Annotated in this window: 16 protein-coding genes; 10 read left to right on the top strand and 6 right to left on the bottom strand. The window is 39.6% G+C overall.

Annotation, left to right across the window (positions count from 1 at the left end):
- Positions 1-14: 14 nt before the first annotated feature.
- Positions 15-482 (bottom strand): SixA phosphatase family protein, encoded by a 468-nt coding sequence (locus tag BM073_RS15615; RefSeq protein ID WP_091655274.1) that lies wholly within the window; start codon positions 480-482, stop codon positions 15-17.
- A 155-nt stretch (positions 483-637) separates the two neighbouring features.
- Here BM073_RS15615 and topA point away from each other — a divergent pair, with 155 nt between their 5' ends.
- From topA to BM073_RS15655, 8 genes are all read left to right on the top strand, one after another.
- Entirely contained in the window at positions 638-2,959 is a 2,322-nt protein-coding gene (topA, locus tag BM073_RS15620) for a type I DNA topoisomerase (RefSeq protein WP_091655275.1), read from the top strand.
- 85 nt (positions 2,960-3,044) lie between these two features.
- Positions 3,045-3,731, top strand: coding sequence for an SIR2 family NAD-dependent protein deacylase (locus BM073_RS15625; RefSeq protein WP_091655276.1), 687 nt, complete (start codon positions 3,045-3,047; stop codon positions 3,729-3,731).
- 116 nt (positions 3,732-3,847) lie between these two features.
- On the top strand, positions 3,848-4,801 hold the full coding sequence (locus BM073_RS15630) for a DUF5996 family protein (protein ID WP_091655277.1): 954 nt from the start codon (positions 3,848-3,850) through the stop codon (positions 4,799-4,801).
- On the top strand, positions 4,798-6,144 hold the full coding sequence (locus tag BM073_RS15635; protein WP_091655278.1) for a flavin-containing monooxygenase: 1,347 nt from the start codon (positions 4,798-4,800) through the stop codon (positions 6,142-6,144). The genes BM073_RS15630 and BM073_RS15635 overlap by 4 nt, the downstream gene beginning before the upstream one ends.
- Before the next feature lie 9 nt (positions 6,145-6,153).
- Positions 6,154-7,266, top strand: a complete 1,113-nt coding sequence (locus BM073_RS15640; protein WP_091655279.1) for a serine hydrolase domain-containing protein — start codon at positions 6,154-6,156, stop codon at positions 7,264-7,266.
- Positions 7,263-8,597, top strand: coding sequence for a YfcC family protein (locus BM073_RS15645; protein WP_091655280.1), 1,335 nt, complete (start codon positions 7,263-7,265; stop codon positions 8,595-8,597). The genes BM073_RS15640 and BM073_RS15645 overlap by 4 nt, the downstream gene beginning before the upstream one ends.
- A gap of 17 nt (positions 8,598-8,614) precedes the next feature.
- Positions 8,615-9,637 (top strand): L-glyceraldehyde 3-phosphate reductase, encoded by a 1,023-nt coding sequence (mgrA, locus tag BM073_RS15650; protein ID WP_091655281.1) that lies wholly within the window; start codon positions 8,615-8,617, stop codon positions 9,635-9,637.
- A complete protein-coding gene (locus BM073_RS15655) occupies positions 9,634-10,833 on the top strand; it encodes an MFS transporter (protein WP_091655282.1) in 1,200 nt (399 codons plus the stop codon). Before mgrA ends, BM073_RS15655 begins: the two co-directional genes overlap by 4 nt.
- 19 nt (positions 10,834-10,852) lie before the next feature.
- Here the strand turns inward: BM073_RS15655 and BM073_RS15660 are convergent, their stop codons facing one another.
- A complete protein-coding gene (locus BM073_RS15660) occupies positions 10,853-11,644 on the bottom strand; it encodes a hypothetical protein (RefSeq protein WP_091655376.1) in 792 nt (263 codons plus the stop codon).
- 200 nt (positions 11,645-11,844) lie between these two features.
- Here BM073_RS15660 and BM073_RS15665 point away from each other — a divergent pair, with 200 nt between their 5' ends.
- Complete coding sequence (locus BM073_RS15665; RefSeq protein ID WP_091655283.1) at positions 11,845-12,966, top strand: pyridoxal phosphate-dependent aminotransferase; 1,122 nt, start codon at positions 11,845-11,847, stop codon at positions 12,964-12,966.
- A complete protein-coding gene (locus BM073_RS15670) occupies positions 12,966-13,532 on the top strand; it encodes a GNAT family N-acetyltransferase (protein ID WP_091655284.1) in 567 nt (188 codons plus the stop codon). Before BM073_RS15665 ends, BM073_RS15670 begins: the two co-directional genes overlap by 1 nt.
- 19 nt (positions 13,533-13,551) lie before the next feature.
- Here the strand turns inward: BM073_RS15670 and BM073_RS15675 are convergent, their stop codons facing one another.
- The 4 genes from BM073_RS15675 to BM073_RS15690 all read right to left on the bottom strand — a co-directional run bounded on the left by BM073_RS15675 (position 13,552) and on the right by BM073_RS15690 (position 17,994).
- The gene (locus tag BM073_RS15675) at positions 13,552-14,871 is read right to left on the bottom strand and encodes an ABC1 kinase family protein (protein WP_091655285.1); all 1,320 of its coding nucleotides are present in this window, start codon (positions 14,869-14,871) and stop codon (positions 13,552-13,554) included.
- 3 nt (positions 14,872-14,874) lie between these two features.
- The gene (locus BM073_RS15680) at positions 14,875-15,540 is read right to left on the bottom strand and encodes a TetR/AcrR family transcriptional regulator (protein WP_091655286.1); all 666 of its coding nucleotides are present in this window, start codon (positions 15,538-15,540) and stop codon (positions 14,875-14,877) included.
- Between the two features lie 110 nt (positions 15,541-15,650).
- Positions 15,651-16,193: an ATP-dependent protease subunit HslV gene (gene hslV / locus BM073_RS15685; protein WP_091655287.1), complete on the bottom strand. Its 543-nt coding sequence runs from the start codon at positions 16,191-16,193 to the stop codon at positions 15,651-15,653.
- 142 nt (positions 16,194-16,335) lie between these two features.
- A complete protein-coding gene (locus BM073_RS15690; RefSeq protein WP_091655288.1) occupies positions 16,336-17,994 on the bottom strand; it encodes a pyruvate dehydrogenase complex dihydrolipoamide acetyltransferase in 1,659 nt (552 codons plus the stop codon).
- Positions 17,995-18,069: the final 75 nt, after the last annotated feature.

An 18,069-nucleotide genomic window follows, 5' to 3' on the forward strand; every position in this document is an offset into this window, starting at 1 on the left:
ATCTGCGACTTTTTTTAATTTATTATTTCCTTCAAGTCGCCACTTCCCGAAATGATTAATTTCCAAGACTCAACATCAAACTCCAAAATAGCCAAGTTGCCGGGCGATAGATTAATATATTCTGAGTCTGACAAGGAGGATAGCAAAAGGCTTATCACTGGATTATGGCCTACAATCAAACAGCTTGATACCTCATCGGGAGTAGAATCTATCATTTGCATCATGGTAGAGAGATCACCACTATAAATATTGAGTTGAAGCTCAGAATTTTTGATTAATACGTATTTCCCTAACCATTCGGCAGTCTCTCTTGTACGTTGTGCCGGACTACAATACATCAAATCGATCTCATCGATGCTTTCTTGGAGTATGGCTCCAACTTTTTTTATGGCAGTTATTCCTCTGGGTGTAAGTGGCCTTTGGAAATCACTTCCTTCTACAAAACCTGCCTCTCCATGTCGGAGAAGAAATAACTTCTTCATAGTTGATTTTTGCTTACTCTATAATTTAGCGAATAATTGGCAACCTATTCATACAAAGTAACGCTTTATAAAGGAGTAATATTTGCACGTGAAAACAATGCCGTCTATTTTTAGCTTTTCAAAACAAGCCTTCGGGTAAATGAAAACTGCTTTTTATGTCTAAAAACCTTGTAATCGTCGAATCACCTGCCAAAGCAAAAACCATTGAAGGTTACCTGGGCAAGGATTTCAAAGTGGCCTCTAGCTATGGCCACGTTAGAGATTTACCGAAAGGTGATAAAGCGATTGATATCAATAACCGATTTAAACCGACCTATGAGGTCACCCCTGATAAAAAAGAGGTAATCAAAAACCTCAAAAACCTAGTAAAGGATTCTGAGACTGTTTACCTAGCAAGTGATGATGACCGGGAAGGAGAAGCTATTTCTTGGCATTTGAAGGAAGTCCTGAACCTTAAGGATGAAAACACCAAGAGGATTGTATTTCGTGAAATCACCAAAAATGCAATCACCAAAGCCATTCAAAATCCAAGAGGTATTGACTATGATTTAGTCAATGCGCAACAGGCAAGAAGGATTTTGGACAGATTAGTCGGATTTGAACTCTCTCCTATTCTTTGGAAAAAAATCAAAACCGGACTTTCAGCTGGAAGAGTTCAATCAGTAGCTGTAAGACTAATTGTTGAGAGAGAACGAGAAATCGAAGCTCACAAAGCAAAGTCTTCATTCCGTATTACTGCTCAATTTGAAGTAGAGGGAAAATCTTTTCAAGCCGAGCTTCCGAGAAAGTTCCCAACTAAAGAAGAGGCAGAAGAGTTTTTGAAAGCTTGTCTTGATGCTGAGTTCAGCATTGTAAACCTAGAGAAGAAGCCAGCTAAAAAATCCCCCGCTCCGCCATTTACTACTTCTACCCTTCAGCAGGAAGCCAGTAGAAAACTGTACTTCTCTGTAGCCCAAACCATGTCTGTGGCTCAAAAGCTATATGAAGCTGGTAAGATTACCTATATGCGTACTGACAGCGTCAACCTTTCTGAAGATGCAATGCAGTCAGCAAAAAGTGCCATTGAAGATTCTTACGGAAAGCCTTATCATCATTCCAGAAAGTATACTTCAAAATCTGAAGGCGCACAAGAAGCTCACGAAGCTATCCGACCAACGGATTTTTCCAAATCAAGTGTTTCTGGTGATAGAAATGAGCAGAGGTTGTACGAACTGATCTGGAAAAGAGCAATTGCTTCTCAGATGTCTGATGCTGAATTGGAAAAAACCACAGTCAATATTGGTATTTCCAACTCTGAATTGACTTTGACAGCCAATGGAGAGATCATCAAATTTGATGGATTCCTTAAAGTTTATCTGGAAAGTACCGATGAGGAGCCAGAAGAAGAGGAAAGCACCAACAAATCACTTTTGCCTCCACTGAAAGTAGGACAGAAACTGGATCTTCTGGAAATGAAAGGAAGAGAAAGCTTTACTCGCTCTGCCCCTAGATATACTGAAGCATCCTTAGTGAAAAAACTGGAGGAGTTGGGAATAGGACGACCATCCACCTATGCTCCTACGATTTCAACTATCCAAAAAAGGGATTATGTCATCAAAGAATCCAGGGATGGAACCCCAAGGGAATATCAGGAAATGAAAATTTCCAAAGGGAAATTCAAGGAGGAAACTAAGACTGAAATCACGGGAGCTGAAAAGCAAAAGCTTTTCCCTACCAATATTGCAATGGTGGTGAATGACTTTTTGGTGGAACATTTCCCAAATGTGATTGACTTCAATTTCACCGCCAAGGTGGAAAAAGAATTTGACGACATTGCTGCGGGAGGCCAAGATTGGCAGGATATGATCGACTCTTTCTATGGCAAATTCCATCATCGAGTTGAAGAGACTGAGCAAGTTTCAAGGCAAGATGTCAATTCTAGTAGGTTCATAGGAAATCACCCTGAATCTGGAAAACCCATGACAGCTCGTTTGGGTAGATTTGGTCCTTTGGTTCAGATTGGAGACAATGAAGACGAAGAGAAGCAGTTTGCCAGTTTGAAAAAAGGGCAATTCATTGAAAACATCAGTTTAGACGATGCTTTAGAACTCTTCAAACTACCAAGAGATGTTGGCATGTTTGAAGATAAAAAAATCGTGGCTGCCATAGGAAGATTTGGTCCTTATGTAAGACATGATGGTTCTTTTGTTTCATTGAAAAAAGAGCAGGATCCACTCAGTATCACAGAGGAGGAAGCAATTCAATTGATCAAGGATAAGCGTGAAGCAGATGCCAAAAAGCATATCAAGTCCTTCGATGAAAATCCTGAAATCCAGATCTTAAACGGAAGATGGGGTCCTTACATCAAGTTTGGTAAGAACAACTTCAAAATCCCTAAAGACAAAGAGGCGGAAGAGCTCACCTATGCTGAAACCATAGAAATCATAGAAAATCAGCCTGATACAAAGAAAAAAGGGCGTTTTTCGAAAAAGAAGTAAATTAAAAGCCGGCTTAAACCGGCTTTAATTTTTTAACTTAAATGATACATTACAAATCATTGAGTAATCAAACTCTTATTCTTTTATGGAAAAATTGGTTGTATTATCTGGTGCCGGAGTCTCTGCAGAAAGCGGAATAAAAACCTTTCGAGACAGCGGAGGACTTTGGGAAGGACATGATGTGATGGAAGTGGCAAGTCCAGAGGGCTGGAGAAAAAACCAGGACCTAGTTCAAGATTTTTATAATCAAAGGAGAAAACAGATGCTGGAATGCCAGCCAAATCTAGCGCATCAAATATTGGTTGAGTTGGAGGATAATTTTGATGTGCAGATTATCACTCAGAATGTAGATGATCTACATGAAAGGGCCGGTTCCAAAAATGTACTCCACTTGCACGGTGAATTGAGAAAAGCTCAAAGCTCCTTAGACCCCAACTTGGTATATGCTTTGGATCACTGGGAAATCAAAAAAGGAGACAAATGCGAAAGAGGAAGTCAACTGCGCCCAAATGTAGTATGGTTTGGTGAACCTGTACCTAAAATGCTGGAGGCGATTGATATAGCCCAAAAGGCCGATATTTTTCTAATTATAGGCACTTCTCTCCAAGTATATCCTGCAGCTAGTATTGTGGATTATACGCCTTCAAACATTCCCATTTATTTGATTGATCCTAATTCTAGCTTTCACAGTCTACCGAAGAATCTTACCCATTTTCAAAAATCAGCTACAGAGGGAATGAAGATTCTCAAAGAGGTATTGCTTTGGTCCTAATATTCATCGTTAATCAATAGAAATCAAGGACAAGTTATATTATTCATTTTTCACTAGAGAAAATAAAATTTCATCGAATGGTCTAAAAACCATAAATTGAAATTTAAATTTTTCCTATGTCAACTCGCAAAAACTCTTGGCCGCAGCTCGATTTTGAGTTATACAAAGACACATTATACCTACTCCACCATTGGACTCAGATGGTTGGAAAAGTTCGGTTGAAAAAATCACCGTGGCAAAATCATTCTTGGCATGTAGCTTTATATATAGATGCTCAGGGTTTTACTACAGGACCAATTCCCTATGAAAATGGAATTTTTGAAATACGATTGGACTTCACGAGGCATGAGTTAAAAATAAAAACAAGCAATGGTACGCGAGATAGATTTTCGTTAGGGGGCCAAACCGTAGCTAGCTTTTATGAACAGCTCAATGAAAAGTTGAAGTTTCTGGGTATTTCAGTTAAAATCCATCCAAAGCCCAATGAAATGCCTGAAGCCATTCCATTTGCAAAAAACACCAAAAGAGTCTCTTATCTTCCTAATGAGGCACAAAAGCTTTGGAAAAGCTTAATTCAGGTTCAAAATGTGTTTAGCATTTTCAGAGCCAAGTTCAGAGGAAAAAGTAGCCCAATTCATTTTTTCTGGGGATCTTTTGATTTAGCCTATACCAGATTTTCAGGATCTACGGCTCCAGAATTTCAAGGAGAAATGCCCAATATGCCATTAGATGTAATGCAGGAAGCCTATTCCCACGAAGTTTTCAGTGTTGGATTCTGGCTAGGAAACGCTGACTTCCCTGAAGCTTGTTTTTACGCATATTGCTATCCTAATCATGAGCATTTTAGGGCAATCTCAGTCCAGCCAGACACCGCATTTTGGCACGCAGACATGGGTGAGTTTATGCTACCCTACAAAGCAGTACAAACTTCATCCAATCCCAAGGAAACATTAATGAGTTTTCTACAAAGCACTTATCAAGGTGCAACTGAAGTTGGAAACTGGGACAGAAATGAGTTAGATTGTGATTTCAGTCATCTAGAAAAGAAAAATTCAGCAATCAATCTATGAACAGAAAAGTAGCCGTAATCGGTGTAGGTCCTTCTGGAATAACCGCCTTAAAAAACTTATTGGACCAAGGAATTGATGCGGTTGCTTTTGATAGAAACCAAGATGTAGGCGGAAACTGGATCTACTCAGAAGACGAATCTCATTCCAGTGTTTTTGAAACAACTCACATTATTTCCTCCAAAACTCTTTCCCAATACGAGGACTTTACTTTCGATGAATTTGATCCTGAAACTGCCGATTACCCTTCTCATGATGAATTGAGAAGATATTTTCAGGCTTATGCCTCCAAATTCAATTTATACCCATTCATCCGCTTTGGTACTTTAGTCAAAAAATGTCAATGGATAGACCAAAAAACATGGGAAATAACTACAGAAAAGGATGGTAATGAGAATGTGGAGATTTTCACCCATCTAGTTGTGGCCAATGGGCACCATTGGAAACCCAGATATCCTCAATATCCCGGAGAATTTTCCGGAGACTTTCTCCATTCCCATCAATTCAAAAAGGCAGCTCCATTTAAAGACCAAAGGGTTTTGGTCATTGGGGGAGGCAATTCAGCATGTGATGTAGCCGTAGAAACCAGCAGAGTTTCCTCGAAAACGGCAATTAGCTGGAGAAGAGGATACAGAATTGTACCCAAATTCATTTTTGGAAAGCCATCCGATAAAGTAGCTGAGCAGAGTAAATGGATCCCTCCGAAGATCAGGATGTTTCTCAATTCTATTTTACTGAGAATCATTATCGGAAAAAATGAAGTTTATGGACTCAGACCTCCCACTGAGGCCTTCGGCGCTACTCATCCTACCATCAATGATGAGCTTCTGCATAAAATACGCCATGGAAAGGTCAAACCTAGACTGGATATCAAGCGATTCGAAGGGAAAAAAGTCATTTTTGAAGATGGAAGAGAAGAAGAATTCGATACCATCATTGCTTGCACTGGGTACTGGTTGAGTCATCCCTTTTTCGAGAAAGACTTTATAGACTATAGTAAAGGACCTGTTCCTCTTTATCTAAAAATGTTTCACCCTGAATTCCAAAATCTTTATTTTATTGGCATGTTTCAGCCTTTGGGATGTATTTGGCCGGGAGCAGAATTACAAAGTAAGCTGATGGCTCAGGAATTAATTGGCAAGTGGAAAAGGCCTTCCAACTTAGAGGAGCTTTGTCAAAAAGAGGTAAAGAACCCACATTACAATCAAATAGACACCCCAAGGCATACCATTACGGTGGACTATCACCAATTTGTGAAAGATCTGAAAAAGCAGTTGCCAAAGGAATACATATCGAAAAAGCCTATTTTGAATAAAAAGGAAACTGTAAATAATGAAGTTGAATAATTCAATAGAATGAAAAAAACAATCCAGTTCATTCTTTGGATTTTAATCGTAGGAGCAGTCCTTTTCTACGGATATGAATGGTGGAATAGTTTTCCAAAAGTTAGCTTCGCTCCGCCTTTAGCCAGTCATTCAAAAAAGGAAAAGCTGGACTCTATCTTAATAGCCACACTCAATCAAAATCAACTCTCAGGCCTGGCAGTTTCGGTTATTCGGAATTCGAAGGTGACTTATCAAAAAGCAATTGGCTTTAATGAACTGGAAACCAAAGATTCATTGAAGACAAACACAATCATTCCAGTTGCGTCCATTTCCAAAATTTTTACCAGCTTAGCTGCTGCCAACCACTTCCAAAGCCTGGGATTGAGCGTGACTGATCCAATTTCAATCCTGGAACATCCTTTGATTAGTCCTGAATCAGATTTGGGAAAAATATCCTTTGAACAATTACTCCGTCATGAATCAGGATTAAAAGACAAAACAGTTTTTGACGATTTTTTCAAACAAAAGAGAGATCAAAGTCTCGACAACTATGTCTTGGATTTTTTGGAGGGTTCACCAAAACCTGATCGAAAAAGGGATTATCATTACGCAGATATTAATTTTGATTTATTGGGATTCTTACTTTCCTTCTCCTCAGGAGCGAGTTTCGATCATTTGGTTCAAGAATCTGTTTTCCAGCAATTAGGAATGAATTCCAGTTATTTTAATGAAAGTTTAATAATTAATCGGGGCTATAGAAAAACATCTGTTTGGAAAAGGCTAAAGGAATCTCCCATTGCATATCAATCATATCCCTCCCCTTCTTCCGGCCTACAAAGCTCTATTGAAGACCTTAACAATGCCTTACTTCAGCTAATACGTCTCCATTTAGGAAATATGCAGGAAGAGCTTCTTTGGCTCCAAACAGACCCTGAAAAAGCTCCTGCGGGCTTTCAAAAGATTGAAATTAATAAGCAGCAGTTTATTGGTCATTTTGGAGGCCAAGCTGGATTTAGTGCTCTTCTACTTTTTGATCCCGAAGAAAAATTTGGATTAATAATTCTTTCGAATACTCGGGACCGAGACAATTTTAGAGCTAACCTGGCAAGTGATATCCACTCCCTCATCCAACAAAACCCATGAAAATCTCTTTTCCACATCCATTAATCATTCTTTTGGCTTTCGTCCTATTGTCTTGGCTAGCAACCTTTTTGGTTTCATCAGGAACTTATGATAGGCAAATCGATGAATCTACCGGACGGGAAGTGGTGATTCAGGGAAGTTATGAAGCTATAGAAAAGCAAAATGTCTCCTATGATGAAATGGTCAAAGCAATTCCAGAGGGGATTATTTTGGGCGCCGATATTCTAGTCCTAATCCTGCTTATCGGCGGGGCCTTTTATGTTGTTGAAAAGACAGGAGCATTGCAGGTAGGAGTTGAAGCATTGATCTATACTTTTCGGGGAAACACTTATTTATTATTGGTCATACTTTCCATCTGTTTTTCAATAGCTGGGGCAACCATTGCCATGCAAGAGGAAATTATAGCTATGGTTCCTTTGCTGATAGTATTATCCAAAAAGCTCAATTATAATGTAAAATCCATAGTAGGTTTGACTTTAGGTTCTTCATTGGTTGGAGCAGGCTTGTCCCCTATTAATCCATTCAATTCTTTGTTAGCTCAAAAATTGGCAGAAGTCGAAATTTCAGAGGGCTTGGTTTATCGACTTGTGTTTTTCGTGATTGGGATAGGAGTTTGGACTTTTTTTATGATCAGAAAAGGAAAAAATAAAAATTCAATTACCGAAAAAATAGAATTAAAACCCTCTTCCATAGGATGGAGAAATGGATTGATTCTTTTTCTTTCATTAGGAGGAATCATATTTATGGGCTGGGGAATTACACAAAAGGATTGGGGATACAATGAAATGTCCGCATTCTTTTTTGTGATTGGATTTGCCTGTGGACTTATCGGAAAATTAGGCATAAATGGAACGGCAAGAGTATATACAGCTGGTTTCGGAGAAATGATATTTGCTGGTGTGATTGTGGGTCTGGCAAGAAGTGTCTATTTGATTCTGGAGAAAGGAATGATCATCGATACGGTGATTCATTCTATGTTTACTCCTTTGGAAGGGCTTCCAGATCAATTGGCAGTACTGGGTTTATTTATCAGTCAGCTTCTAATCCATATCCCAGTTCCAAGTACTTCCGGCCAAACTGTCCTCACCATTCCCTTGGCAAGCCCCCTAATGGATTTATTGGGAATTTCCAGACAGCTTGCAGTATTTACCAGCCAATACGCCGTTAGCATGATGGATTTGCTTACCCCTACAAATGGTGGAATGATGGCGGTAATTGCAGCAGCTGGCATCAAATTCAATGACTGGATCAAGTTTATCATTAAGTCTTGGCTAGCAGTTATAGGAATTTGTTTGATATCTATTTTTATCGCCTTAATTTGGTTCGCTTAACCTAAAAAAACCTATTTATGAACATCAACGACCACAATCCTTTACCTCCTTATCTTCCTTCAACTGACCGGTATGCTCAGATGAAATATCGAAGAACAGGAAAAAGCGGATTGCTTCTCCCAGAAATAAGCCTTGGTCTCTGGCATAATTTCGGCCATAATGCTGATTTTACTTTGGGCAGAAAAATATTGAGAAGAGCATTTGACTTGGGTATCTCACACTTCGACTTAGCGAATAACTACGGTCCTCCTTATGGATCCGCTGAGGAAAATTTTGGCAGAATCCTAAAAAAAGATTTTTTACCCTATCGGGACGAACTCATCATTTCTTCCAAAGCAGGATGGGATATGTGGCCCGGACCTTATGGAAATATGGGCTCCAAAAAGTATTTGGTTGCCAGTTGTGATCAAAGTCTCAAGCGCATGGGACTAGATTATGTGGATATTTTTTATCACCATAGACCAGATCCAGAAACTCCTTTGGAAGAAATTATGGGTGCCTTGGATCTATTGGTTAGACAAGGTAAAGCACTCTATGTAGGAATTTCCCAATATAGTGCTGAGGACACAGCCAGAGCTTATAAAATTCTGAAGGAACTCGGTACTCCTTTACTTATACATCAGCCTAGGTATAGCATGATGGATAGATGGGTTGAAGATGGTTTATTGGACGTTTTGGGAGAAAATGGTATAGGAAGTATCGCTTTTTCACCTTTGGAACAAGGAATGCTGACGGATAAATATTTGAAAGGAATCCCTGAAGATTCAAGAGCAGCAAAAGACGGAAGATATCTTAAGCCAGAGCAAATTGGAGGAGAAAAGTTAGAGCAAATCCGTCAACTTAATGAAGTTGCGATCTCTAGAGGACAAACCTTGGCTCAAATGGCGATTGCTTGGCTTTTGAAAGACAGCCGAATTACTTCTGTTTTGGTGGGCGTTTCAAAACCTGAACAATTAGATGACAATGTGAATGCAGTGAAAAACACTCAATTTTCGGATTCAGAAGTTTCTAAAATCAAAGGAATCTTAGGTTCAAAATGAGTTCTGATAAATCAAGAAGTGCCCTGATATTGATCGTGATTGCTCAATTTCTGGGAACTTCTCTTTGGTTTGCAGCCAATGCTGCGATACCGGAAATCAGTCAAATTCTCGGTCAACCAGAATTGACTGCACCCATTACTATTGCGGTTCAATTTGGATTCATATCAGGCACCCTCCTATTCGCTATTTTTTCTATCCCAGACAGATTTTCTCCTCGATGGGTTTTCATGGTGAGTGCTATTTTAGCCGCCTTTTTCAATCTTTTCATCGTATTAATTCCTCTACAGTTGGGAGTACTTCTCATTTGTAGGTTTTTCGTAGGCTTTTTTCTGGCAGGAATTTACCCGGTTGGGATGAAGATAGCGGCAGATTATTTTGAAAAAGGTTTGGGCACTGCTTTGGGGTTTTTGGTGGGAGCATTGGTATTGGGTACAGCTTTCCCGCATTTGATTCGAGGATTAGAACTTCAGCTTTCATGGGAAATTCTCTTTTGGACTACCTCTGCTTTGGCTATTATAGGCGGATTGATAGTTGGGATTTTTGTTCCAGATGGTCCATTCAGAAAACAAAATCTGAAATTTGAATGGAGCCTAATCCCTAATCTCTCTAAGATCTCTGCTTTAAAAAGTGCTGCATCAGGATATTTCGGCCACATGTGGGAGCTATACACTTTTTGGGCATTTATCCCAGGATTGATTGCTTGGTTCAGTATTCAAGATATTCAATCTTCTCAAAACGCTTATCTTTCATTTGCAGTCATTGCGGTTGGGGCCATCTCTTGTGCTGTGGGAGGACTGATATCATCCAGAATAGGAAGCGAAAAAGTAGCATTAACCGCATTACTAGGCTCTGGTATTTGCTGTATATTGGTTCTGATTATTCCGAATGAACCCAATTATTTTTGGATCATTTTTCTGTTGATTTGGGGGATGCTAGTCACAGCTGATTCCCCTCAATTTTCCACATTGGTGGCTCAGGCTACTCCCGCTCAGTACAAAGGAACTGCACTTACTTTGGTGAATTGTCTGGGCTTTGCATTGACAATTGTTTCTATTCAAGTGGGGCAACTACTGCTGAAATGGCTTTCGATTGAACAAATGATCAGTTTACTGAGCATAGGGCCACTTTTCGGTCTTCTATTGTTCAAATTGTTTAAAAAGAAAAAGGAGGCTTTGTCTCGAAGCCTCCCTGCATAGTTACAAACCGGACTATTGATTAGCGAACTACATTTTCTAATGTTGCTAGGTAAACCCACTTTTGATCTCTTGAGTTCAAACCTTCATTGACAGCTTTTCTTTCCTCAGCGGTTTGCTCTAAGTCCTCATAAGCTTGAGCATTGAAAAACTGCATATAATCCTTATACATATTCATGGTCAAATGCGTTGACTTTGCTTGAGAACCTTGCGGCAATGCTGTTCGAAGAAAGCTCCAGTGTCCCATCAAACCCTTTTCAATTTTATTCTGGTGTATGGGTTTAAACACTTCCATTTCAGCTTGCTCGTACTGGTTGAATTTACCTTCTACTGCCTTCATCAAGTCAAAAGAGGCCAGCACTCCGGGTTTCATTTGGAAACTGTCATCAGTACTTACAATTTCTCTCATATAAAGTCTCATGGGCATATCTCTCATCGAAAGTGCATTTTCAAATAGCTTGAGCACTTGTGGTTCACTGAGATGAGGGTAGGCGATTTTTGTGTACTCTATCATTCTTTTCTCCTCTAATCCGTTCATCATTTTAACAGGGTCATCAAAGTAAGTAATCATGATGTATTGAAAATCACTTTGATCTCCTCCTGACTGTAATGCCCAGAAGTCCCATCCATTGATTTGATCATCATTGAGAGCCTGCCGGTAAACTTTTTCCATAAAATCTTTAAACTCGATGTAATCAAAGATTTGATCATTTTCTACCTTGATAAATTCGAATACCATATACTGAGTTTGCTGGGCCCTAAGACTTGAGAACCAAAGCAACCCACAAACCAAGAAAAATAACAGCTTTTTCATATTATACATAGTTTAGGGATTGATGTGCTTGTCTTATAATTTAAAAAATAATTCTGTTTATATGCAACTTATTAAAATGAAATTTTATTTATTGAATATTTTCAGGATAAAACTTATTTTTAACAAAGAGACACCGAAAATGTAATTTTCATAAAAGAGATCAACAAAAGTTGGTATTTTACTAAAAAAATGATGAGAAGATGACAAGAATTTCAAGAAGATCTTGGTTAAAAAAAGCCGGAATGAGCGGAAGCTTGGCCTTATTTGGAACGGGTATAAGTACTCAGCTAAGTGCTGAGGAGATAAAAAAGTTTAATCCCAGACCATTAGAAGGTCCAATTCGATTAGGCTCAAACGAAAATCCTTACGGCCCCTCTGAGAAAATGAGAAAGGCAATGATGGACAATTTTGATCTAGGATGCAGATATCCGTGGGCCTACAATGGGGATTTAGTGAAGATGATCGCTGATAAAGAAGGCGTTACTGAGGATCATATTGTCATGGTAGCAGGATCCACAGAAGGACTCAAAGTGGCAGGAATCACTTTCGGGCAAGGTGGTGAGATCATTTCATGCGCTCCTACATTTTTATCCATGATGAGCTATGCCGAATTGTGGGGAACGGATATCAAATGGGTTCCTTTGACCAAGGATTTGGACTTTGATCTGGATGAAATTGAGAAGCGGGTTTCTTATCAGACTAGATTGGTTTTCCTTTGTAATCCTAATAACCCAACAGGAAAACTATTACCTGCAGACCGTGTAAAGGATTTTTGTAATACGGTCAGCAAGAAAACAGTGGTCTTTAGTGATGAGGCCTATTATGACTACATCACAGAACCTAATTATCCATCTATGGTGGAATTAGTCAAAGAAGGAAAAGATGTCATCGTTTCCAGAACTTTCTCCAAAGCTTATGGACTGGCAGGTATCCGCCTTGGTTACATGGTGGCAAGGCCTGCAATTGCCGAAAAACTGAGAGACCGGGTGGTGGCCAATACCAATATTATGGCTATTGAAGCTGGCAAAGCAGCACTTTTGGATAACGAGTTTTACGACTTTTCAATTCAAAGTAATAAAGAAGTAAAAGCTTCCATTACCAAGACTTTGGATGAGTTGAAACTACCTTACCTGGATTCACATGCCAATTTTGTATTCTTCCAATCTGGAAGAGATATTGGGGAATTAAATAAAACCTTTGCGGACAGAGGAATCATCATTGGAAGACCTTTTCCGCCTTTGAACGACTGGTGCAGAATTTCCACGGGAACTCCCGAGGAAGTAGCCATCTTTAATCAAACCCTAAAAGAAGTATTAGGCTAATGCTAGAAAATGTAATTCTAGAAAATGAACAAATCCTGCTGAGGCCCATGACTCGGCAGGATTTTCCTTTACTATTGGATTTAAGCAGAGAAAAATCACTTTGGAATTATTTTACCCATAATTTAAGTAGCCCGGAAGATTTTGAGGATTGGGCTGCTCCCACATTTTCTGGCGAAAGACTGCAGTTCACAATAATCGATAAAGAAAGCACACTGCCTATAGGATCCAGCGCCTTTGGAAACTTCTCTCCCAGAGATAAAAGAGTAGAAATTGGGTGGACCTGGCTGGGAAAGGACTTTCATGGAATAGGTTATAATAGGCAGATCAAATTTCTGATGTTCGAGTATGCTTTTGAAGTCCAAAAAATGCTGAGAGTAGAATTGAAAACTGATGTATTGAATACTCCCGCAAGAAAAGCCATGCTTGCTATGGGAATTCGAGAGGAAGGCATATTGAGAAGTCATACACTCCTTTGCTCCGGAAGGAGAAGAGATACGATTTATTATCGTTTACTCGCAGATGAATGGGAATCCGCGAAAAAGGATTGGTATAAAAAAAGGCGCTGAAATCAGCGCCTTTCATTAATTATTTCAACCAATCAGGTTTGGTCGTAACAACCTCCGCCTGCAACTGATTTAGCAAATTATACAATCCGAAGTAGGTTCGATTGATGTACAATCCATGTCTGGAACCCCTCGCTTGCCTAGACTTCTTAAACATCTTATCATTCGAGATTTTATCTCCCAACATGAATATTTGCTCAAAGAAGCCATCGTCAGCAAAGTCAAACTTTTCAACATGAAATGGCTTACCCAGTAAGGAAATCATTTCTTTGAATACTCCTTTGAAATAGACTTTTTCTTGCTCGGTATCTTTGTCGGAAATAAATTCCAAGTCATAGAAAATCTGATTCAGCTCTTCTTCTTTGATCAATAAATCCTTTTTGATCAAAGAGAAATATCCATGGTAAAACTCTTCCGGGATCACTTTTACACATCCGAAATCTATAATCCCCAAAACATCATTTTCCTGTACGATGAAATTACCTGGATGTGGATCTGCGTGTACCTGCATTAAGTTGTGAACTTGATGATGGTAAAAATCCCACAATGCTTGACCGATTTGATTTTTAGCCTCCTGACTAGGATTGGTCTCTAGCCATTCTTTGATATGCTTTCCCTGAATCCAATCCATGGTGATGATGCGATCAGCACTCAGTTCATCATAATAGGTAGGAAAATTCAAGTTTGGAATATGCTCACAGGCTTTTGAAATTTCTCTGGATCGCTCTACTTCCAAAACGTAATCCGTCTCTTCCAACAGCCTCTCTTCTACTTCAGCCATATAATGATCCAGTTCCTTCTCATTCATGTTTAGTAATCTCAAAGCAAAAGGACGAACAAGTTTCAAGTCAGACCCGACTGAATCAGCTACCCCTGGATACTGGATTTTCACAGCGAGCAATTTATCTCCCTTAGTGGCTTGATGCACCTGGCCAATGGAAGCAGCATTCACTGCGGATCTGGTAAAGGTATCAAACAATTGATCAGGAGTTTTTCCCAGATGCTGTTGAAATGTCTTAACTACTAATGGATAGGATAATGGTGGCGCAGAATATTGAGCCATGGTAAACTTATCCTGATATGCCCGTGGCAAAAGATTTTTATCCATACTCATCATTTGAGCCACTTTCAAGGCAGAACCTTTCAATTGACTCAATGAATCATATATATCTTTGGCATTACTTTGATGCAAGGATTCCTTGTCCAAAGCTGGGTTAACCATTTTTTTGGCATAATGCTTCACATAATTCCCTCCTACCTTCGCACCGGTAGAAATGAATTTAGCCGCTCTCTGCACTTTGGAAACTGGTATCGCTTCCTGCTCTTTCACATTTTCAGCCATGGTTTATTTGTTTTGGTATAAAAATTTGGCAAAGTCTAAGAAGCTATCTAGGGCACTTTTTCCCATTAGGTCAAAAGCCAAGTTGACAGACTTCTCGATAGCGGCATCTGTTTTTTCGAATCTTGGAGAATTATCATCCAACCAGTATTTCAAAACGAACAATACCTGAATCCACAAGGCCTCATCATAGCGATCTGAAATCACAGGGCGGTTAGCGATCTCCTGTGTTTCCTTCCCTTCCATAATGATGTCTCCAGCAAAATCCTTGAATTTTTCTTTGAACTCCTTCAATTCTGAAGGAATTGGATTCATTGCTTTACTTCTGTGCTCATACAGACTCAATAAATAGGACCTGTTTTTCTTGAGCTCCTCAATCCAAGTGAAGAGAAAACCGAGAAATTTTTCCCTGGCTGAATATTCCCTGTATACCTCTTGAGCCTCCAACTGGCTGATGGTATCCTCAAAAATCTGAACCCAGATTGCTGATTTGATTGCATCAAAGGAGGTGAAATAAGTGTAGAAATCTGCCTCTTTCATCTTTAGCTCTTTTGCGAACTTAAAGATCGAATTAGGAGCAGTTCCATTTTCTAAAACATGATTTACAAAACCTTCCAGAATTAGCTTTCTATAATCCTTCTTGTTGGTCTTTTTCACTGTTGCTGTTTCCATTTTTCAGGTGTAAGTACAAAAGGTAAACACGCAAAAGTGACTTTGGGTTTAAGATATTGGCATAAAAAAACCGGGAACATGTCCCGGTCAAAATTCTTAGGCGAAAATTATCAGTCTCCCACTTTTTCCACCACCAGATTATGATTCGTATAAATACATACATCTGCAGCTATATGGAGACTTTCTCTCACCATTTCTTCAGCTGACAGATGGGTAGCAAATTTCTTCATTGCTCTTGCAGCTGACTGCGCAAACATGGATCCCGAACCAATAGTAGCTATTTCCATATCCGGCTCAATCACATCTCCAGTGCCAGAGATAATCAAGATATCCTCCTTGTCAGCAACAATCATCATCGCTTCCAATTTGCTAAGCATTCTGTCTGTTCTCCATTCTTTGGCTAACTCAACAGCGGCTCTTTTCATATTATTGCCAAAAGCACCAAGCTTCTCTTCAAACTTCTCCAATAAGGTAAATGCATCAGCTGTTGAACCAGCAAAACCTGTTACAATTTTCCCTCCTTGCAGCACTCTGATTTTCTTTACACTACTTTTGGCTACCGTATTTCCCAAAGTGGCCTGTCCATCTGCACCTATTACTGTTTCCCCATTGTGCCTGATAGCTACAACGGTGGTTGATTTGATTCTTTCCATGAATTAAAAGTTTTCTTGCTTATAAAGATGACTCTGCTGACTTCGAGTTTTCTTAAAACTCTCAGCGTCTTCTCAAATCCGTTTCTCCAATAACCATACTAAAAGCAAAAAGTCCTGAAAACAGGACTTTTTGACAGATAATTTATATCAATATTCTGACCGGATCTTCCAATAGGCCTTTTAGAGTCAGTAAGAAAGCTGACCCAACTGCACCATCTACTACTCTGTGGTCACAAGAAAGAGTCACTTTCATGATGTTTCCGATTTTCATTTGACCGTCTTTCACAATTACCGTCTCTTTGATGCCTCCTACAGCTAGGATACAGGCATCAGGCGGATTAATGATAGCCGTGAACTCATCGATACCAAACATCCCTAAGTTGGAAATTGTGAATGTGTTACCCTCCCAATCTTTAGGTTGCAATTCTTTGTTTTTGGCTTTTCCACCCAAAGTTTTTGCCTCGTTGGAAATCTGAGATAATGACTTGCTGTCTGCAAAACGAATAACAGGAACCAAAAGTCCTTCCTCAACCGCAACAGCCATTCCGATATGGATATGGTCGTTGTATCGGATTTTATCACCCAACCAGCTTGAATTCACTTTAGGATGTTGACGCAAGGCTGCTGCACTTGCTTTAATCACCATGTCATTGAAGGAAATTTTCACTGGAGAAACCTCATTCATGCTCTTACGAGCTTCGATGGCTTTGTCCATATTGATTTCCATGGTCAAATAGAAATGTGGCGCGGAGTATTTGCTTTCTGCAAGTCTCTTCGCAATCACTTTTCTCATCTGAGAAACTTTCTCCTCTGTGAAGCTCTCCTGACCAACCGAAGGCATTACAGCAGATGCAGAAGCAGAAGCAGCCGGAGCAGCAGTAGGAACAAAGTTTTCTACATCTCTTTTGATGATTCTTCCTCCATCACCGGAGCCAGCTACCTGACGGATGTCAATTCCTTTTTCTTCAGCAATTTTCTTTGCCAAGGGTGAGGCTTTAACACGATCTCCATCAGAAGTTACTGGAGAAGGACTTGCCACAGAGCTACTGCTAGTTGACTTTGATTCTTCAGTGTTCTTAGATTCTGGAGCTTTCTTCTCTTCTTTTTCTTCCTGCTTTTCCTCTTCTGGCTCATCTGATTGCTCTTGAGCTTTCAGCAGAGTTTCATAATCAGCATCTTTTGCACCAATTACAGCAATTACACCGTCAACTGGTACACTGTCACCTTCTTCTACTCCTATATATAGAAGTGTACCGTCTTCATAAGACTCCAATTCCATGGTAGCCTTGTCCGTCTCCACCTCAGCGATGATTTCGCCAGATTTCACACTGTCTCCAACTTTCTTCAGCCATGCAGCGATAGTACCTTCCTGCATAGTATCAGACATCTTCGGCATGGTAATCACCGTAGCATCTATATTGGATGTATCTATTTTCTCCGAAGACTTTTTAGGCTTGTCTTCAGATTTTTTCTCTTCAGTCTTTTTCTCTTCAGCTTTAGGAGCTTCTTCTTTCTTTTCATCAGAGCCTCCGTTATCCTTCAACAGGTGCTCGAAGTCTTCCCCCTTCTCCCCGATCACAGCGATGATGCCGTTTACAGGAACTGAATCTTTCTCTTTTACTCCGATATGTAAGAGCACACCTTCTTCATAGGATTCAAGCTCCATAGTTGCTTTGTCAGTTTCTACTTCCGCCAGAATATCTCCTGGTTTTACAGAATCTCCGACTTTTTTCAACCATGCAGCGATCACCCCTTCTTCCATGGTGTCGCTCATTTTTGGCATTCTTATTACTTCGGCCATAGGTTATTGCGCGCTAGTTCGTTTTTAAAGTGTCCAAAAATAGTTTTTATAATGTCTTTATTCAAATTTAAAACT

Origin of the sequence: Algoriphagus ornithinivorans, from assembly GCF_900115305.1 — a bacterium.
Lineage (GTDB): Bacteria > Bacteroidota > Bacteroidia > Cytophagales > Cyclobacteriaceae > Algoriphagus > Algoriphagus ornithinivorans.